The 16032-nt window shown below is 71.9% G+C and carries 13 protein-coding genes; 5 read left to right on the top strand and 8 right to left on the bottom strand.

Annotated features, from left to right (window positions below; translation table 11 throughout):
- Positions 1 to 143: 143 nt before the first annotated feature.
- Together ACZ58N_RS25155 and ACZ58N_RS25150 are read right to left on the bottom strand one after the other, a co-directional pair.
- Positions 144 to 2132 carry an FG-GAP-like repeat-containing protein gene (locus tag ACZ58N_RS25155; RefSeq protein ID WP_471163944.1) on the bottom strand — a complete coding sequence of 663 codons (1989 nt, stop codon included), beginning with the start codon at positions 2130 to 2132 and terminating at the stop codon, positions 144 to 146.
- A 320-nt stretch (positions 2133 to 2452) separates the two neighbouring features.
- On the bottom strand, positions 2453 to 3631 hold the full coding sequence (locus ACZ58N_RS25150; RefSeq protein WP_471163941.1) for a type 2 periplasmic-binding domain-containing protein: 1179 nt from the start codon (positions 3629 to 3631) through the stop codon (positions 2453 to 2455).
- Between the two features lie 348 nt (positions 3632 to 3979).
- Here ACZ58N_RS25150 and ACZ58N_RS25145 point away from each other — a divergent pair, with 348 nt between their 5' ends.
- From ACZ58N_RS25145 to ACZ58N_RS25135, 3 genes are all read left to right on the top strand, one after another.
- Positions 3980 to 4618: a hypothetical protein gene (locus ACZ58N_RS25145; RefSeq protein WP_471163939.1), complete on the top strand. Its 639-nt coding sequence runs from the start codon at positions 3980 to 3982 to the stop codon at positions 4616 to 4618.
- A gap of 68 nt (positions 4619 to 4686) precedes the next feature.
- On the top strand, positions 4687 to 6285 hold the full coding sequence (locus ACZ58N_RS25140) for a prepilin-type N-terminal cleavage/methylation domain-containing protein (RefSeq protein ID WP_471163936.1): 1599 nt from the start codon (positions 4687 to 4689) through the stop codon (positions 6283 to 6285).
- An 82-nt stretch (positions 6286 to 6367) separates the two neighbouring features.
- Positions 6368 to 6682: a hypothetical protein gene (locus ACZ58N_RS25135; protein WP_471163933.1), complete on the top strand. Its 315-nt coding sequence runs from the start codon at positions 6368 to 6370 to the stop codon at positions 6680 to 6682.
- Positions 6683 to 6764: 82 nt separating this feature from the next.
- Here ACZ58N_RS25135 and ACZ58N_RS25130 read toward each other — a convergent pair whose 3' ends face one another.
- A complete protein-coding gene (locus tag ACZ58N_RS25130) occupies positions 6765 to 7268 on the bottom strand; it encodes a tRNA adenosine deaminase-associated protein (protein ID WP_471163930.1) in 504 nt (167 codons plus the stop codon).
- A gap of 76 nt (positions 7269 to 7344) precedes the next feature.
- Complete coding sequence (locus ACZ58N_RS25125) at positions 7345 to 8046, bottom strand: M24 family metallopeptidase (protein ID WP_471163927.1); 702 nt, start codon at positions 8044 to 8046, stop codon at positions 7345 to 7347.
- 572 nt (positions 8047 to 8618) lie between these two features.
- Between ACZ58N_RS25125 and ACZ58N_RS25120 the strand changes: the two genes are divergently transcribed.
- Complete coding sequence (locus ACZ58N_RS25120) at positions 8619 to 9353, top strand: DUF4232 domain-containing protein (protein ID WP_471163925.1); 735 nt, start codon at positions 8619 to 8621, stop codon at positions 9351 to 9353.
- Positions 9354 to 9380: 27 nt separating this feature from the next.
- Here ACZ58N_RS25120 and ACZ58N_RS25115 read toward each other — a convergent pair whose 3' ends face one another.
- The 4 genes from ACZ58N_RS25115 to ACZ58N_RS25100 all read right to left on the bottom strand — a co-directional run bounded on the left by ACZ58N_RS25115 (position 9381) and on the right by ACZ58N_RS25100 (position 13395).
- Complete coding sequence (locus ACZ58N_RS25115) at positions 9381 to 11933, bottom strand: tetratricopeptide repeat protein (protein ID WP_471163923.1); 2553 nt, start codon at positions 11931 to 11933, stop codon at positions 9381 to 9383.
- A gap of 62 nt (positions 11934 to 11995) precedes the next feature.
- A complete protein-coding gene (locus ACZ58N_RS25110; protein ID WP_471163920.1) occupies positions 11996 to 12166 on the bottom strand; it encodes a hypothetical protein in 171 nt (56 codons plus the stop codon).
- A gap of 146 nt (positions 12167 to 12312) precedes the next feature.
- A complete protein-coding gene (locus ACZ58N_RS25105) occupies positions 12313 to 12663 on the bottom strand; it encodes a hypothetical protein (protein ID WP_471163918.1) in 351 nt (116 codons plus the stop codon).
- A 534-nt stretch (positions 12664 to 13197) separates the two neighbouring features.
- The gene (locus tag ACZ58N_RS25100; RefSeq protein WP_471163916.1) at positions 13198 to 13395 is read right to left on the bottom strand and encodes a hypothetical protein; all 198 of its coding nucleotides are present in this window, start codon (positions 13393 to 13395) and stop codon (positions 13198 to 13200) included.
- Positions 13396 to 13558: 163 nt separating this feature from the next.
- Between ACZ58N_RS25100 and ACZ58N_RS25095 the strand changes: the two genes are divergently transcribed.
- A complete protein-coding gene (locus ACZ58N_RS25095) occupies positions 13559 to 16012 on the top strand; it encodes a SpoIIE family protein phosphatase (protein ID WP_471163914.1) in 2454 nt (817 codons plus the stop codon).
- Positions 16013 to 16032: the final 20 nt, after the last annotated feature.

Raw genomic sequence — 16032 nt, 5'->3', positions numbered from 1 at the left:
ACCCTACGCTGCGCTTTGGGCGGCGCACCCAAAAACCCCCCCCCCCCCCCCCCCCCCCCCCCCCCCCCCCCCCCCCCCCCCCCCCCCCGGGCCCGCTCCGCACGCGGAGATCTCAGGATGAGCCGCAAGGAACGGCTCGTCGGTTACGGCACCTCGACGACGGTCTCGCAGGAGCCTCCGGCCGCGATCGCGTCCGTGCCCGGCAGGGTGGGCCCGCCGTTGGCGTCACCGGCGCAGACGTCCACGCCGCTGCCGCCGGAGAGGGTGTCGCTGTCGGCGCCACCGACCACGGTGTCGTTGCCGTTGCCACCGGAGAGCGCGTCATTGCCGGCCCCGCCCTTGAGGGCGTCGGTGCCGTCTCCGCCGCTGAGGGCGTCGTTGCCGTCACCGCCGTCGAGGTGGTCGTTGCCACTGCCCGCGGACACGGCGTCGTTGCCGCCGAACGCGCAGATGGTGTCGTTGCCGCCGTTCCCGCTGACGCTGTCGTTCCCGTTGCCGGTCACGATCACATCGGCGCCGTTCGTACCGTTCACCGTCCCGTTGCCGGTGATCGTGGCGGCGAGCCCGTTGCAGCCCGCCGAGACGTTGATCGTCACGGTCGCGATGTTCGAGTCGACGGTGCCGTCGGTCGCCTCGTACGTGAAGCTGTCGCTTCCGACGTAGCCACTGCCGGCCTGGTAGCTGAAGGAGCCGTTCGGGTTGAGCGTGAGGGTGCCGTGCGTCGGACCGGTCACGAGCGAAGCCGTCAGCGCGCTGCCGTCCGGATCCGTGTCGTTGCCGAGGACTCCGGAGGCGCCCACGACGAGCGCGGTGTCCGCGCCGACGTGACCGTAGGAGTCGTTCACGGCGGTCGGCGTCCGGTTCGTCGTGTTCAGCAGCACCGAAGCGTCCTTGAGGTATGCCGCCGAACTGTTGCCGTTGGCCGTGACGACGTCGGGACGTCCGTCGCCGTCGAGGTCGGCGACCGCCGCGGACTGCGGGTTCAGGCCGTCGCTCAATCCGAAGACGAGCGGGCTGCCGAACGCGCCCGCGCCGTTGCCCTCGAACGCGATGACCTCGTTCGAGCCGGAGCTGGAGACCACCAGGTCGACGTGCCCGTCGCCGTTCAGGTCGGACACCGAGGCGGAGCTGAGGTTGGACCCCGCCGACAGGAGGCTGGCGGCGGCGAACCCGCCTGCGCCGTCGCCGAGCAGGACGGCGGCGCGCCCCGGCGTGCCGGGCGCCACCACGATGGCGTCCTGCTTGCCGTCCTCGTTGACGTCGGCGAGCTTGAGCTTTGACGGCAGCGTCATGCCGGCCGACACGCTCGACGCGGCGCCGAAGCCTCCGGCCCCGTCGCCCAGGAGCACGGAGAGAGTGCCGGCGGACGAGTTCGCCGTGACGAGATCGAGGTGGCCGTCGCCGTTGAGGTCGGTGGCCGCGACGCCCTGCGGGCCGGTGCCACCGCCCAGGGCGAACTGGGCCGCCGCGCCGAACCTGCCGTCGCCGTTTCCGAGCACGACCGAGACGTTGCTGGTGTTGGCGTTGGCCGTCGCGAGGTCCTGCTTGCCGTCCTCGTCGAAGTCGCCCACCGTGACGCCGACCGGGAAGCGCGCGACGCACGGGTTGTCGCCCGTGGTGTCGCAGCCGGGCATCGGATTGAGCTGCACCGCCGTACCGGCACCGAGAGCCCCGGAGCCGTCGCCGAGCCAGACCAGGGCGACGTTGCCGCGCGCGTCCTGACCGATGACGTCCTTGTGGCCGTCGCCGTTGACGTCCCGGATCTCCGCAGCGTTGAGGAAGCGGCTCGTCGAGGTCAGTGGCGCCGCGTACTTGGTCACGGCGCCGAAGCCGCCGCCGCCCGAGCCGAGGAACACACCGAGGCCCTCGGTGCGGATCGCCGTCACGACGTCCGGATTGCCGTCGCTGTTGAGATCGCCGATCGCGACGGCGCCGCTGCCGCGACCGTTGTCGTCGAGGTGGGCCGCGGTCCCGAAGCCCGTCGTGTTGACGCCCGTCGCCGAGGCCGGGTAGGCGACCATGGCGACGGTCGCCACGGCGAGGACGATCGTCGGGATGCGGCGCCGACGCCCCTGCTGGGGCGCGACGGGGACACCGTCCGGCGAGAGGTGTCGGCGTGGTGGTCTGTGCATGGGTGAGGACCCTCCTAAGGGCCTGGTACAGGGGAACCGGTGACGCGGGCACGGCGGCCGTCGATCGGCGACAAGCCGTGCCGTTCGTCATCGATCCGGTGGGAATGCGGGGCGGGACGACGCGGAGGGCCACCTCGGCTGATCAATTCGTTGACCCATGAGGTGGTGCGCGGTGCGTGCCGTGTGGCCTGCCGGGCGTGCGGTCAGATGCCTCCGCCGTCGAAGGGCGGGAGCGCGGTGACGAGGATCGCCGGGCCCGGACCGTCGGCGGGCCGTGTGTCCGGCCGGCCGACGGTCCGTCGCGCAGTCCTGCGGCTCGCCTAGTAGCCGTAGGCGGCGAGGGTCTGCTGGATGGTGGGGTCGTAGTCCCAGTCGTTGTTGAACAGGTCGTCCCAGACGGCCGCGGCGCCGGCGTTCCCGCCGCTCAGGGCGACGCCGTACTGCGCGATGTTTCCGTAGCCGGAATACGCGCTCGGGTTTACCTCGGTCCACGTGTTGGGGTCATTGGCCGTGGTGCCGTTCAGCGAGCTCGAAGTCCAGCTCACGTTCATGACGTTCGACTTGGCGACGAGACCCAGCTGGGTGTTGCCACCCGCGTTCGCGGTGACCGCGCCGCGCACCTGGCTGATGCCGGATTCCAGGCGCACCTTGCACGCCGTGCCCGCGCTGTCGCAGGCACTGCCGCGGAACACGTTCTGGCCCGGACCGCTGTCGGTCCAAGAGAACCCGTTCTGCACCAGGGCCTGCTTCGACGCCGCGCCGAACGGGGCGGAGGCCGGGTCGGCGACCGCGATCCGGTTCCCGCCCGCCGCGTTCAGCCAGGTCACCACATCGGGGATGTTGGTGGGCGCGCCGCCGGGAACCGGCGTGGCGTCACAACGGGGCGACTGTGCCTTGCCGTTGCCACTGCCGTTGGCGTCCGCACCGAACGCCAACGGCGGGCTGGCGGCGTTCGACGGGTCGTCGCCCTTCGTCGAGCCCGCCCAGGTGCCGATGCAGCTGTAGATCGCCAGGCGTCCGACGGCCACGAGATGCTTGGTCGAGGCGTCGCCGTTGCACTCGACGCTGCCGCTCGCCGTGCAGGTCCCGCCGTTCGCGGTCGGGATGACCGCGTCCACGTTGGCTTCGTCCGCCGACAGGAACGCGTCGATGTGCAGCGGCCCGTTGACGCAGTTGTTCGACGAGGAGGGATTGCAGGTGGTGTAGGGGCCGGCGCTCTTCAGCTGCTGGCGCAGACTTCCCGACGTGATCCCGCGCATCGTCGAGGTGTCGATCACCGGCTTGTTCCAGAACCCGCCGACCTGCGACGCGGGGTTCGCGACGAACGGCGTGAACGACTTGGTGGTCGCGATGTAGTCCTTCATGTCCTTCAGGGCGGGGTACATGTTGTTCGCGACACCCACCTCCGAATCCGTGGTCGCGGACGCCATCGGTGCTCCGGCACCGATCAGTGCCGTCGCGAGGGCGCCGACCGCGAACGCGTTCCGTACCCGGGACATCGCGCTGCGTCCGGAGCGCGACGCGCTTCGAGTGCGGCTGAGTCTTATGTGCATTCGTAACTCCCAGTCGATCTGGTTGGCGGCGACTGCCGCACCGGCACCCTGTCCACAGGGTCAGGCGAATGCCGAGAACTCCTGGGCATCTGCCAGGTTTCTGGCGCGAGGGTGCCGCACACGCCTAGACGGTGCTCACGCGGACAGCCAGTAGTCAATCGTTGACAACCGTTCGGTCGGTGGATCTAATGCACGTATCCGGACTGCAACGGGCCTGGTGGGCGAATGCCGTCGGTCCGCTGCAGGAATCGGCGAAGGAGTTGACGGCACGATGGGCAGAGGCGTGGTGTGGCTGTGTTGAGCAAGCTCTTGGGCTCGCGCGCGATCAGGCGGGTCGCCCTGGTTCTCGCGGTCATCGCGGTGGCGTGGGGCGTCGTGGTGTTCGTGCGCGGTGGGTCGGGCACGGCCGCACAAGTCCAGCGACCCGAGCGTGATTGGTGCACGCCGGGCACCCCGCGCTCCGCCCTCTGCCCGAACAACAAGGGCTTCGAGGCCAAGGAATACGTCACGCACGGCGACTCGTTCCAGTGCATCAACTTCGCCAACCAGGCAGATGCCCAGGCGGTGCTGCGGACCGACCCCCGCGATCCGAACCGCCTCGATGACGGAGGCGGCGTCGCATGTCGCGGCTTGCCGGCGCCGCGCGACGTCACACCGGTTCGTGAAATCGCGGAGCGCTTCACGTGCGGTCCCGGCGAAACCCGTAGCGCGCTCTGTCCGCAGCCGGATCGAAGCTTCGACGCCCGCTACTTCCTGCGCTACAGCAGCGACGCCTACGACTGCCGGGACTTCGCCGGTCAAGCGGATGCCCAGGCCGTCCTGCGCTTCGCGCCGGACGATCCGAACCGTCTCGACAGCGAAGGAAAGGGCGTCGCCTGTCCGGACCTCCCTGGTCCGAGGGACGTCAACCCCGTGCGACGGGGAACTTTGTGACGAGGCAAGGGCTCGCGCGTGCGCTCGGGCTGGACAAGACCCATCGATTGAAGGAAGCCCCGACCGCCATGACACCGGATCACCGTCCCTTCCTCTCGCACACCAGACGTCAGGACGGCTTCACACTCATCGAGTTGCTCGTGGTCATCGTGATCCTGGGCGTCCTTTCCGCCATCGTGACGTTCTCCGTCAGGGGCATCGGCGACAAGGGACGCAAGGAGGCGGTCGCGACGGGCGCGACCACCCTGCGAAAGGCAGAAGAGGCCTACTGCGCGAAGCACGGACGCTACGGGACCATCGATGAGTTGAAGGCCGACCGTCTGCTGACGGGCGAGCCGGTCTACAACATGGTGGCGGTCGGCTCGGAGAACAAGTGCGGACAGGGCGAGAAGTCCTCGTTCACGCTGTACGGGACCGCGCCGACGGAGCGCACGGTGGACTCGATCCCGGTGGGCAAGGGTCCGATCGACCTGGCGGTCGACGAAAAGGCCAATCGGGTGTACGTGGTGGCCGGCTCTCTCAGCGGTCCGGGCATCGTCACCGTGATCGACGGCAAGACCGACGAACCGGTCGGTGCTCCGATCGACGTCTCCGGCGCCGTGTCGGCCCCGACCCGGATCGGGGTCGACCCCGCCACTGGGCGGGTCTACGTCGGGGGTACGAACAGCGTCGCGATCATCGACACGGCCAACGGCAATCAAGTGACCCGCGTCGAGCTCCCGGCAACCGTCGCCGCACTGGCCGTCTCTCCCGAGAACGGTGACGTCTATGTCGGGGGCGGTTCGGGACCTGCCTCCTTCGTCTCCTACATCCCTGCCGGCGGCACATCGGCGACGCCGATTCCTCTCTCCGGTGCGGGGCTCGTGGGTGCGGGCTCCGGCGTGGACTTCTCCTTCGACGCCGCGCGTCACGTGGTGTACTTCGTCAAGCAGGGTGTCGGCACGGGCACCAGCCCCAAGATCGGCCTGGTCTCCATTTCGTCGCAGACCCATGTGGCCAAGGTCGTGGCGGAGTTCCCGACGAGCACTTGCGAGGGTGGTAGCTCCGGGCACTACACATCCGGCTCCGCACGTGGTGCGGTTGCCATCGATCCGAACCGCAACCTCGTCTACCTCCTGGCCGCAAGGTGCGTCGAAGACCCGAAGGCCAACAAAGGGGTGACAAGCGTGGGGACGACGATCGTCATCAACCCCACCGACGAGAGCTGGACGTCGATCGACGACCTGCCCGGCACGAACTACGGACACATCAGCGTGGTCTTCAGTCCCTCGGCGGCATCGGCCTACGTCTTCTCCAAGGGCGGAACCCTATCCGGATGCAGCTCCAGTGCTGCGGGCCGCATCAGCCGAATCGAAGGTCGGACGATGGGGAAGCAGACGCAGGTCTGCGGACTTTCAGGTGCCCCCGCCAACCAAGCACACAAGGTCACCGTGCTGAAGGACTTCAACAGGATTTTCGTCGCGCAACTCATGACGGGCGACGGCAAGGGCCCCACGAAGGCGCCGGGCGGCATCGGGGTGACCGACGGAACCACCCTGCTGAGGCAGGATGCGCTCGGCACGACCCGACACTTCGGCTCGCTGGCCGTGAACAACACCACGGGGAAGCTGTACGGGATCGATCCGGCCGGTGAATCCGTCGCGGTGTTCCGGACGGGATCGGTCTAGGGCCATGTCGCACCCATCGCGCATCCCGCACGCGGGCCCGGATCACCGGCCGCGACCGGATCGTCGTCGTCCGCACATCGCGGTGGCGGTCGGAGTCATCGCGGCGATCATGCTCACCGCCTGCTCCGGCAATGCGGCTCCGGAGCACACGTTCGACGTCGCTCCCTTCGTGAACAAGGGGCACGTGACCGACTGCGACGTGTTCAAGGCCCAGGCCGACGCGCAAGCGGTGCTGCGCGCCGACCCACTGGACCCGAACGGACTCGACCGGGACGGCAACGGCATCGCGTGCCCGGACCTTCCCGAGCCGACGGACAAGAAGCCGGTCCACCGGGACTTCATGACCGACCTGGACGGCGCGCCGATCATCGGACCCCTCGCACCGGGGCCGAAGTAGCGACGGCCGGTCGGGTTCCCTTCAAAGGACCCGACCGGCCGCCCGTGGCCTCGGGCGGGTGACGGGCGCCGGGCGACCGCCCCTACCGGCGAAGCCGGTCGAACTCGGCGGTGAATCCGCACCGGTCCGCGACGGCCCGCAGCTGGTCGTCGGGATCACCGTCCGGTCGGGACAGGAGGGCCGCCATGGCTTCGGCGGTGAGCCCCAGATCGGCGAGGATGCCCGGATCCCCGGCCGGGAGCGCGCCGGGTGCGTCCTCCTCGGGAGGCGCGATGTCCAGGGCGTCCAGGGCCTGGGCGGCGAGCGTGTGCCGGTGCGCGGCGCGGGCGTCCGAGAGCAGCAGAGCGCCTGCGGCCGCCGCGGAAGAAGGGATCACGGAACGGGGGTTCGCGGAACGCAGGATCAGGAAGAAGGACTCGTCCGCGTTGAAGAACCCGAAGACCGGCTCCGAGGCCCCGACGGCGCGGACCGCGGCGATGGCCTCGTCGAGCCCGGTGAGGGCGGTGCGGTCCAGGCGAGTGCAGTGCCAGACGCCGTTCCGGCGTTCGACGGTGATCGCGTATCGATGGTTCTTGTGTTCTGTCACGGCCCCAGAGGTGCCCCGCCGGCCCACCCGCCAGCCGCACCCGGGCCCGGCATGGCCCGCACGGACCAACGGTCGGTCAGACGAGGTCGAGGAGTTCCGTGTGCACGGCGGCGGGGCCGCGGTGCTCGTCGAGGAGGTGGACCTGAAGGATCCAGTGGGCCCGCGAACCCTCCTCCAGGGCACGACGCAGGGGCCGGTCGTTGCCGGGACCGATGAAGACCTCCGGCCGTGCCCCGTCGGCGTGCCCGGCGGCCGTGGTGCCGGTCAGTCGACCGCAATGCGGGACGCCCAGAACCCGGCCGGCCCCGGCCGCCAGGCCGCGGACCTTCGCGTACAGCTCGCGGCCGGTGATGGACTCGTCGGCCCGGAAGGCGTCCCTGGCACCGGCGGCCACGGCGGTCAGGTCGTGCACGAGGCGCCGGCGCACGGGACCGTCGCCGAGGGCCACGGTCCGGGCGAAGCCCGTCTCGTACGGAGCCAACAGCGACTCGAAGTCCAGCACGACCAGGTCCTGTGCGCCGATGACCCGTTCCGGACAGCGCCCGCCCACCACGGCGCTCGGCCACGACCGTACGAACCTGCGGCGCACCCGGCCCGCCCGTACACCGAACACCTCCCGGGCGATCAGCGCGATCCGGTTGTCGACCTCTTCCTCACTGCGCCCGGGCTTGATCACCTGAGTGGCCATCACGTGCGCGAACAGGCGCTGCGCCATGCGCTGGCCCTCCAGCAGGTGCAGGGCGCGCAGGCCCACGTCCATCCGGTCCAGCGTCGTCATCGTTCGTCCTTGGTATCGGCCCGTGCCCCGGTGCTTGCGGCGCCCGCCGGGGCCCGGACCGCAGCCCGAAGTGCCCGTGCGGCGCCGGAGCGGGCCCGAGGCGGGCGTGGTGATCGGCGGTCGCCATGGGGGAGTCCTGACGGCCTGGCCGAACCTAACAGCGTCCCCCCGCACGGCATCACCGGTTGATCGTCCAACACTCGGCCGACAGCAGGCCGCCCACCCTGGTCCGTCATACGAGGAGGACCGCGGAACGCCGGGGTTGCACGGGTCAACGCCGCATCTTCTGAACGGGGTTGTCGGTGGTGCGTGCGACGGGGGCCGATGGGATCCGTACCCTGATCGCAGCCGGCGCGGACGTGTGGGCCCCACAGTTCGGACCGTGGTCGCCGGGCCGGCTGTTGCTGACGACGCCGCTCGCGCCGCTCGTCCGTGGCCTGCCGGGAGCGGTGGACGAGTTGATCCGGCGGCCGGCGCGTGGGGCGTCCCTTCACGTTTCCCGGACCGGGTGGACCGTATGGTTTGCCGGTCGGGCGGCTGCCGTCCGACCGTAGGAGATGGGGAGTTCCACCATGCGCATCCACCGGAGCCGCGCCGCGGCCCTCGCCACCGCCGTCGGGTTCGTCCTGGCCCTGACCGGATGCGGGAGCGGCGGGAGCGGTGGCACGGACGGGGCGCCCAAGGGATCCACCGCCGGCACGGCCACCCCGGCGGCTTCCGGCACCCCGGTCGCATCCGGTGCGGCCTCGGCCTCGGCGACGCCGACGGCGGCCGGTCCGAGCGGCACCGGCGGACCCGTGGGCACCGCGGCGCCGACGGGACCCGAAGGCCCGGCGAAGGCGACGGGCGCCGCCGACGCGACCACCGAGGACGCCTACGCCTACACCCACCCCTGTTCCGCCGGGAACATCACCGTCAAGGTGACCTCGCCGCAAGGCTTCCCGGCGACCGTCCGGGTCGTCACCGTGACCAACAACGGTTCCACCACCTGCGGCCTCGACTTCCACCCCGCCGTCGGGTTCAGCGCCAAGGGCTCCGCCCTCGGCATCCAGGCCACGCCGCCCGAGGGTCTGGGCGGTCCGCCCGCGCACCCGGTGCGGCCCGGGGCGACCACGTACGCGGCGGTGGACCTCAACCCCTCGGGCGGCGCCGGCCCCGTGGCCGACGAGATCAACATCCTGGCCGACCCGAGCCACATGCCGAACGCCGACGGCGTCAGCCTGCCGCTCCCCACCACGGGAACCGTCGCCGAGCCGAGGGTCGGGCTCTACCACTTCACCGCGCGCGACTCGTTCGACACCCTCTGACCGGGCGCGGCGCGGCCGACCCGCAGGTCAGGTGCTGTCGCCTCGGGCCGCGTTCAGGGCCTCGGCCAGGGCGGTGCGGGTGGCCGGGAGGGCGGGGTGGTTCGGGCCGAGCAGTTCCTCCTCGTCGGCGAGCAGCTCGGTGAGCTCGGTCGCGGCGCGGGCCGGTTCGCCCGTCGCCGTACGCCAACGGGCCAGGTCCATGCGGGTTCCCAGAGTGTGGGGATGCTCCGGACCCATCACGCGCAGACGGTCGGTGAGCAGCGGTTCCAGCAGCGCCACAGCCTTGGTCGGGTCGCCGGCACGTCCGGTCCAATCGGCGATGCGGGCACGGGTGGCGAACGTGTCGGGACCGTCGGGGTCTTCCGCCTGCTGGACTTCGAGGAGGTCCCGCAGGGCGGCGAGGGCGCTCGGCACGTCGCCGAGTTCGCCCCGGTGGTGCATGGCCGCGGAGCGGGCGCGCAGGACGTCCGGATGGTCGGGGCCGAGGCGTGCCTCGTCCTCGCGCCAGGCCTTTTCGTGCAGGACCAGGGCCCCGGCGTGGTCGCCGGCCGCCGCGAGGAAGTTGGCGAGGTGGTTGCGGTTGCTGATGGTGTCGCGGTGGGCGGCCCGTCCCAGGCTGATGCGCAATTCGTACAGGTACGTCAGCTCGACGACCGCCCCGCGGGGGTCGCCGGCCGCACCCCGCCACACGGCGGCGCTCTGCCGGGTCTGGAGCAGGCCGGGATGGTCGGGCGGGTACAGGGGTGTCTGGTCGGCGTACAGGGACGCGTACGCGCGGGCCGCTCCGGCGGGGTCGCCCGCCTTGGCCTGCCACCATGCCAGGTGTCCCCGGGTGTCGAGGCTGACCTCGTCGTCCGGCGCGAAGCGTGCGTCGACGACTTCGCGCAGCCGTCGGAAGTGCCGCAGCGCCGCCGTCGCCTGCCCGGACTCGCCGAGGCTGTGGCCCATGCGGTAGAGCACGGGGTGGGGCACGGGTGTGAGCAGATCCTCCCGGGCGTGGGCATCGAGGGTGAGGGCATTGGCGCGCAGCGCCCGGTCGAGGCGGGCCGGGACGCCCGGTGCCTGCCAGCCTTCGACGAGGGCCTGGGCGGCGGTGTTCACCGCGGTTCGGCGTTCCGATGGGTCCAGTCGGTCGCGGGTGGCGCGTTGGGGCAGGGTGTGGATGCGTATCGCCTTACCCGCGAGCGCGTCGCCGGGGCCGGGTTCGGTGGTGGGGCCGGCCTCCGTGCGGAGTGCCGTGGCGGTGGTGTCGACGGTGAGGAGGCTCAGTCGTCGCAGGTTGTGCACCGCGTCGTGGACGTCGTCGAGGGCGGCGGCGCCGGAGCGCTGCGGGGCGAGCGTGGACAGGGCCGGGGTGGCGAGGAGTTCGCCGGGGATGCCGGTGCCGTCCAGCAGGCTGAGGACGTGCATGACGGGCCCGGCCAGGCCGCTCGGGCGCAGTTCGTCCGCCCGCTCGACCGACAGTGACCAGGCGGCGGAGAGCGGCAGCGGGTAGTCGTCGGGGATGACGGCGTCGGGGACGAGGCCTGCGAGTTTGGACCCTTCCCGGGCGAGGCGGATGCGGTAGGCGGCCGGGCTGATGTCGTTGTCGACCAGGAACGTGGCCGCCTGCGCGAGTCCGAGGGGCAGGTGGCCGAGGTCGGAGGCGAGGCCGGCGAGGTCTTCGGGGGGCGCGTGGTGCGGGCCGAGTCGGGAGGTGAGGTAGGCCAGGGATTGCTGTTCGTCGAAGAAGGTGAGGTCGATGACGGTGCCGCGGGCCAGCAGGGCCTCGTCCCGTCGGCGCGTCGTCACCAGCGTGACGCCGTTCCTTGAGTGCGGCGGCCACAGTCCTTGGAGGTCCTGGGGCCGGTCGAGGTCGTCGATCACGACGCACCAACTGCGTCGGGAGCGGGTCAGCCAGCGTTCGAGTTGGGCGGCCGTGTCATCGGCGTCCGGCCGGGTGGTGCCGGTGAGTTCGGCGGCGGCGTGGGCGAGTCCGGACACGAGTTTTTCGCGGGAGCTGCCCGTCACCCAGATGACGAGGTCCAGGGTGCCGTCCGTCAGGCGTTCGCGGACGTACTCGGCGGCCGTCTGCGTCTTGCCGACGCCGCCCGCTCCGGTGAGCAGGTACCGTCCCGGCCCCGGGGGCACGCGCAGCGCGGGCCGGGCCAGGAAGGAGCGGGCGGGTTCGAGCAGCGGGCCGAACCGGCGCGGCCAGGTGCGGCCCTCGGAGGCGGCCCGGGCGTCGGCGGCCGTACGGGTGCCCGAGCGTCGTTCGGACAGGAGGTCCAGGAGGTGCTCGTAGTCGCGCTCCCAGGCGACCAGGTCGCAGGTGCCGGGCAGCCCCTGCCGGCGGTGCAGTGCGGCCACCAGGTTCTGCACGGTCTCCAGGCGTGGGACGTGCTTGCCGGAGAGGGCGTCGGCGAGGGTGCTGCGGGCCACGGGCAGGTGCGCCTGCTCGGTGGCCCGCAGCAGGTCGTTGTACGAGCCGCCGCCCCGCTCCCGTACGTGGGCGCGGAGCCGGTCGGCGAACCATTCGAGGGGCGTCTGGCCGGGTGACGGCCCGTCGTGCGGGGCCCGGCCGTTCTCTTCGTCGGTCACGGGTCGATCGTAGGAACGGCGGTGTCCGGGCACCGCCGTTCCCACGAATTCGGTGCTCCCGTTCAGTCCCCGACGTCGGTGCGGCTGCGACGGTCGCGCAGGTGGCGGCGGCCCGCGCGGACGGCCCGGCGCACCGCGGCCCCGGCTCCGCCGGCCGCGGCGACGAACTGCAAGTACGGGATGAGATCGGTCAGATGACTCAAGAGGGCGTCGGACAGATGAACCAGGTCCATCGCGGGGCTCCTCCCCGGGCGGTTTTCCGTCCCGGGTGATCCCCGGTGACGTAATCCAAGGTTGGAGGCGCGCCGGGTGTCCGACACCGAACTCGGACGGCCGTCGGACGGGGCCGGACGCGGACCGGCCCGTCGTCCGGGCGGGGTCAACGGCCGTGCCCAAGCGGCGGGTTCTCGCCGGACGGGACGGGAACGGGGGTCGGACGGTGCCCGCGCGGGGCGGGCGGTCCGGTCGGCCCCGGCCCGTCCGGCTGATCGCTCTCCGGCGGCCGGGTTTCGCGGTCACGGAGGTGGTGGAACTCCGTCAAATCGGAAGCCAGGACGTCGAAGTGCGGGATCGGGGCCCACAGGCTGCGCTCGCCGATGACGTGGAGGCGGCGTTCGGCGCGGCTCGCGGCGACGTTGAGCAGGTGAGGGGTGAGGGGTGCGGGGTGCGGGGTGCGGGCCGACCGGTCGCGGGCGCCGGGCCGGCCGCCGCCGAGCACGAGGACGACCACGTCGGCCTCCTTGCCCTGGGCCCGGTGGACGGTGGCGCAGCGCTCCTCGATGAGTGCGGAGGTCCACCCTTCGTGGCCGCGGCAGACCTTCTGGCATTCGGCGACGAGGGCCCGGAAGGGGCGATGACGCGGACGCGCTCGACGCCGACGTCTTGCCTGCGCAAGTGGTCGAGGACGAACTCGAACGCAGGGCGGTCGCGTTCGCCCCACGGGGCGTCCGCAGGGCGGGCCGGGTCGTCGCTGTCGAGCCGGCGGCCGGGCGACAAGCCGTCCCGTTCCGCATCGCGGAACGCCTCGGACTTGGTGCCGTGGACCATGAGGCCGCCGTGGGCGACCTCGTTGCTGACCGTGAACATCGGCTCTCGCAGCGGCGGTGGACGTCTAGGACCTGTCGTCGAACTCCCGAGGCCGCCCTCCGGGCGACGACGGGACTTTGACGACAGGCCCTGGCGGCGCGCCCACCCAGGCCTGCTCGTCGTCGCCGTCCGGGGCCGGCAGGTAGGTGCCGTGGCGGTTGGTCCGGTCGGCCACCGCCTAAGCCGAGGTGGCCGACGGCAGCCAGTGCTCGTCGACGCCGTAGGCGCGCGGCGGTCGGCGCTGGAGGGCCGTGGGCATGGTGACCACGGGTTCGAGCCGGAGCGGATCGCCGACCAGTGCGGGCCGGGTCGCCGGGGCCACCGGGCACCGCCCGGGTCGGGGCGTGGTCGCCGCGCCGGCGTCTCGGACCGGCACGGGGGATCGTGGAGGGCGGGGCGTGCCGTGGCCGGCCCCCTGCCGACGTGCGGCGGCGCGGTGATACTGGAGGGGCGGCGACCGCTCGATCGCAGGTCACGCCGGGTGGTCACGGGGCAATGCCCGCTGCGCGGTCCGTTCGATGGGTCGAAGGGTGGCAGCGATGGACGCACCAGCGCCCGGATCCGGCGAGGTGCCCGAGGACCCGTTCGCGCTGCGGAACTCGGCCTCGATCGTGCTCGACGACCACGGCAGGATCGTCGGCTGGAGCGAGCGTGCGCGGGAGCACCTCGGGCACCTGCCCGCCGAGGTGCTGGGCCGCATGGCATTCGAAGTCCTGTTCGATCCACGGGATCGCGGGGCGGTCCGGGAGGCGGCGGCCGCGTGCGTGCGGGACCGGGGGTGGTCCGGCGTCCTGCCCGTCCTGCACCGCAGCGGGCGGCGCGTCGAGCTGGGCTTTCGTGCCCGCGCCGTCATCCGCGCCGGGCCGGCCCTCGAATGGTTCCTCGTCGTCGCCCCGGCCGAGGAGGTGATCCGGTGGGAGACGGACCGATCGGTCCTGGAGGGCTTGTTCCGGCGCTCCCCGATCGGTTTGTCCGTGCACGCCCCCGACCTGAGCATTCTGCGGATCAACCGGGCGCTCGCCCGGTTCACACAGCTTTCCGCGGCCGAGATCCGGGGTCGGAGCATCGGTGATTTCCTCATCGGGCCGGACCTGGAGACCATCGAGACCCGGCTGCGGCGGGTGCTGGAAACGGGCGCTCCCCTGATCTTCACCGAGCAGTCCTGCCACCTGAGGAGCGACCCCGATCGTGAGCGGGTCGTCGCGGTGTCGGCGTTCCGGATGGAGGACTCCTCCGGCGGGATCCTCGGAGTCACCCAGCTGGTTGAGGACGTCACGGACCGCCATCGGGCCCGGCGTCGGCTCGCCCTGCTCAACCGGGCGAGCACCCGCATAGGGACCACGCTCGATCTCGGCCGGACCACCCGGGAGCTGGCGGACGCCGCCGTACCCGACCTCGCGGACGCCGTGTCGGTGGATCTGTTGGAGTCGGTGGCAGGGGGCGAGGAAACCTCCGAGGAGGAGAGCGGACCGGTCCGCAGGATGGCCGTCCACTCGGTCGTGGAGGAGGCGCTGCGGGTGATGCACTCCGCCGGCGAGGTCTTCCACTTCGACCCCCGCACCCCGCAGGCCAGGTGCCTGGCCGAACAGCGACCCATCCTCGAACCGGTGCTCCGGAGCAGCCCCGGCTGGTACTTCCAGGACCCGGAACGCGCACGACGCGCCCTCGGTCTGGACGCCCACTCGCTGATGGTCGTACCGCTGACGGCCCGCGGTCTGCTGCTCGGCCTGCTCAGCCTGTGGCGGGCCGAACGGCCCGAACCGTTCGAGGAGGACGACCTCACCCTCGCGGAGGAGTTCGCCGCGCGAGCCGCCGTGTGCATCGACAACGCCCGCCGCTACACCCAGCAGCATCAGGCCGCACTGACCCTGCAACGCAGCCTGCTGCCACAGGAGTTGCCCCAATACAGTGCGGTCGATATCGCCCACCTCTATCTGCCGGCCGATCCCGCGACCGGCGTCGGGGGCGACTGGTTCGACGTCATCCCCCTCTCCGGGGCCCGCGTCGCCCTCGTGGTCGGCGATGTCGTCGGGCACGGTCTGCACGCCGCGGCCACCATGGGCCGGCTGCGCACGGCCGTGCACACCCTGGCCGGCCTCGACCACGCCCCGGACGAGGTCCTCTCCCACCTGGACGACCTGGTGAACCGGCTGGCGGCCGAGCAGGAGCCGGCGGGCGGACGTCCACAGGGCCGGCAGATCGTCGGAGCGACATGCCTCTACGCGGTCTACGACCCCGTCTCCCGGCGCTGCACCCTGGCCAGGGCGGGCCACCTGCCGCCCGCCGTGGTGGCCTCCGACGGCACGGTGAGCCTCCCGGACCTGCCGGAGGGGCCGCCGCTCGGCCTGGGCGGGCTCCCCTTCGAGTCCGCCGAACTGGAACTCGCCGAGGGGAGCCTGCTGGCGCTGTACACGAACGGCCTGGTCGAGGCGCGCGGCCTCGACCTCGACGAGGGACTCGAACGGCTGCGAGGGGTCCTGTCCCGGCCCGGCCGCTCGCTGGAGGAGACGTGCGCGGCGGTGCAGAACGCCCTGCTGCCGGAGCACCCACCGGACGACGTCGCCCTGCTGCTGGCCCGGACCCGCGTGTTGGCGCCGGAGCGGGTCGCCTCCTGGGAACTGCCCGCGGAGCCGACCGCCGCAGCCCGGGCACGGCACCTGACGGACACCACGCTGACCGGCTGGGGCCTGGGGGAACTGGCCTTCACCGCCGAACTGGTCGTCAGCGAACTGGTCACCAACGCCTACCGGTACGGCGGCGGCACACCGGTGTCCCTGCGGCTCATCCACGACCGCAACCTGATCTGCGAGGTCTCCGACAGCAGCAGCACCGCTCCGCACCTACGAAGGGCGCGCACCACCGACGAGGGTGGCCGTGGACTCTTCCTGGTGGCGCAGCTCACCGAGCGATGGGGCACCCGCTACACCCGGGACGGCAAGACGGTGTGGACGGAGTTTCCCCTCGCCGCGGCGCCGGAGGGCCTCACCGGGTAACCCTGCGCCCGCGGTGGCGG

This window comes from Streptomyces sp. NPDC040432 (assembly GCF_055595445.1).
This window is presented reverse-complemented; position numbering and strand designations above follow the sequence as displayed.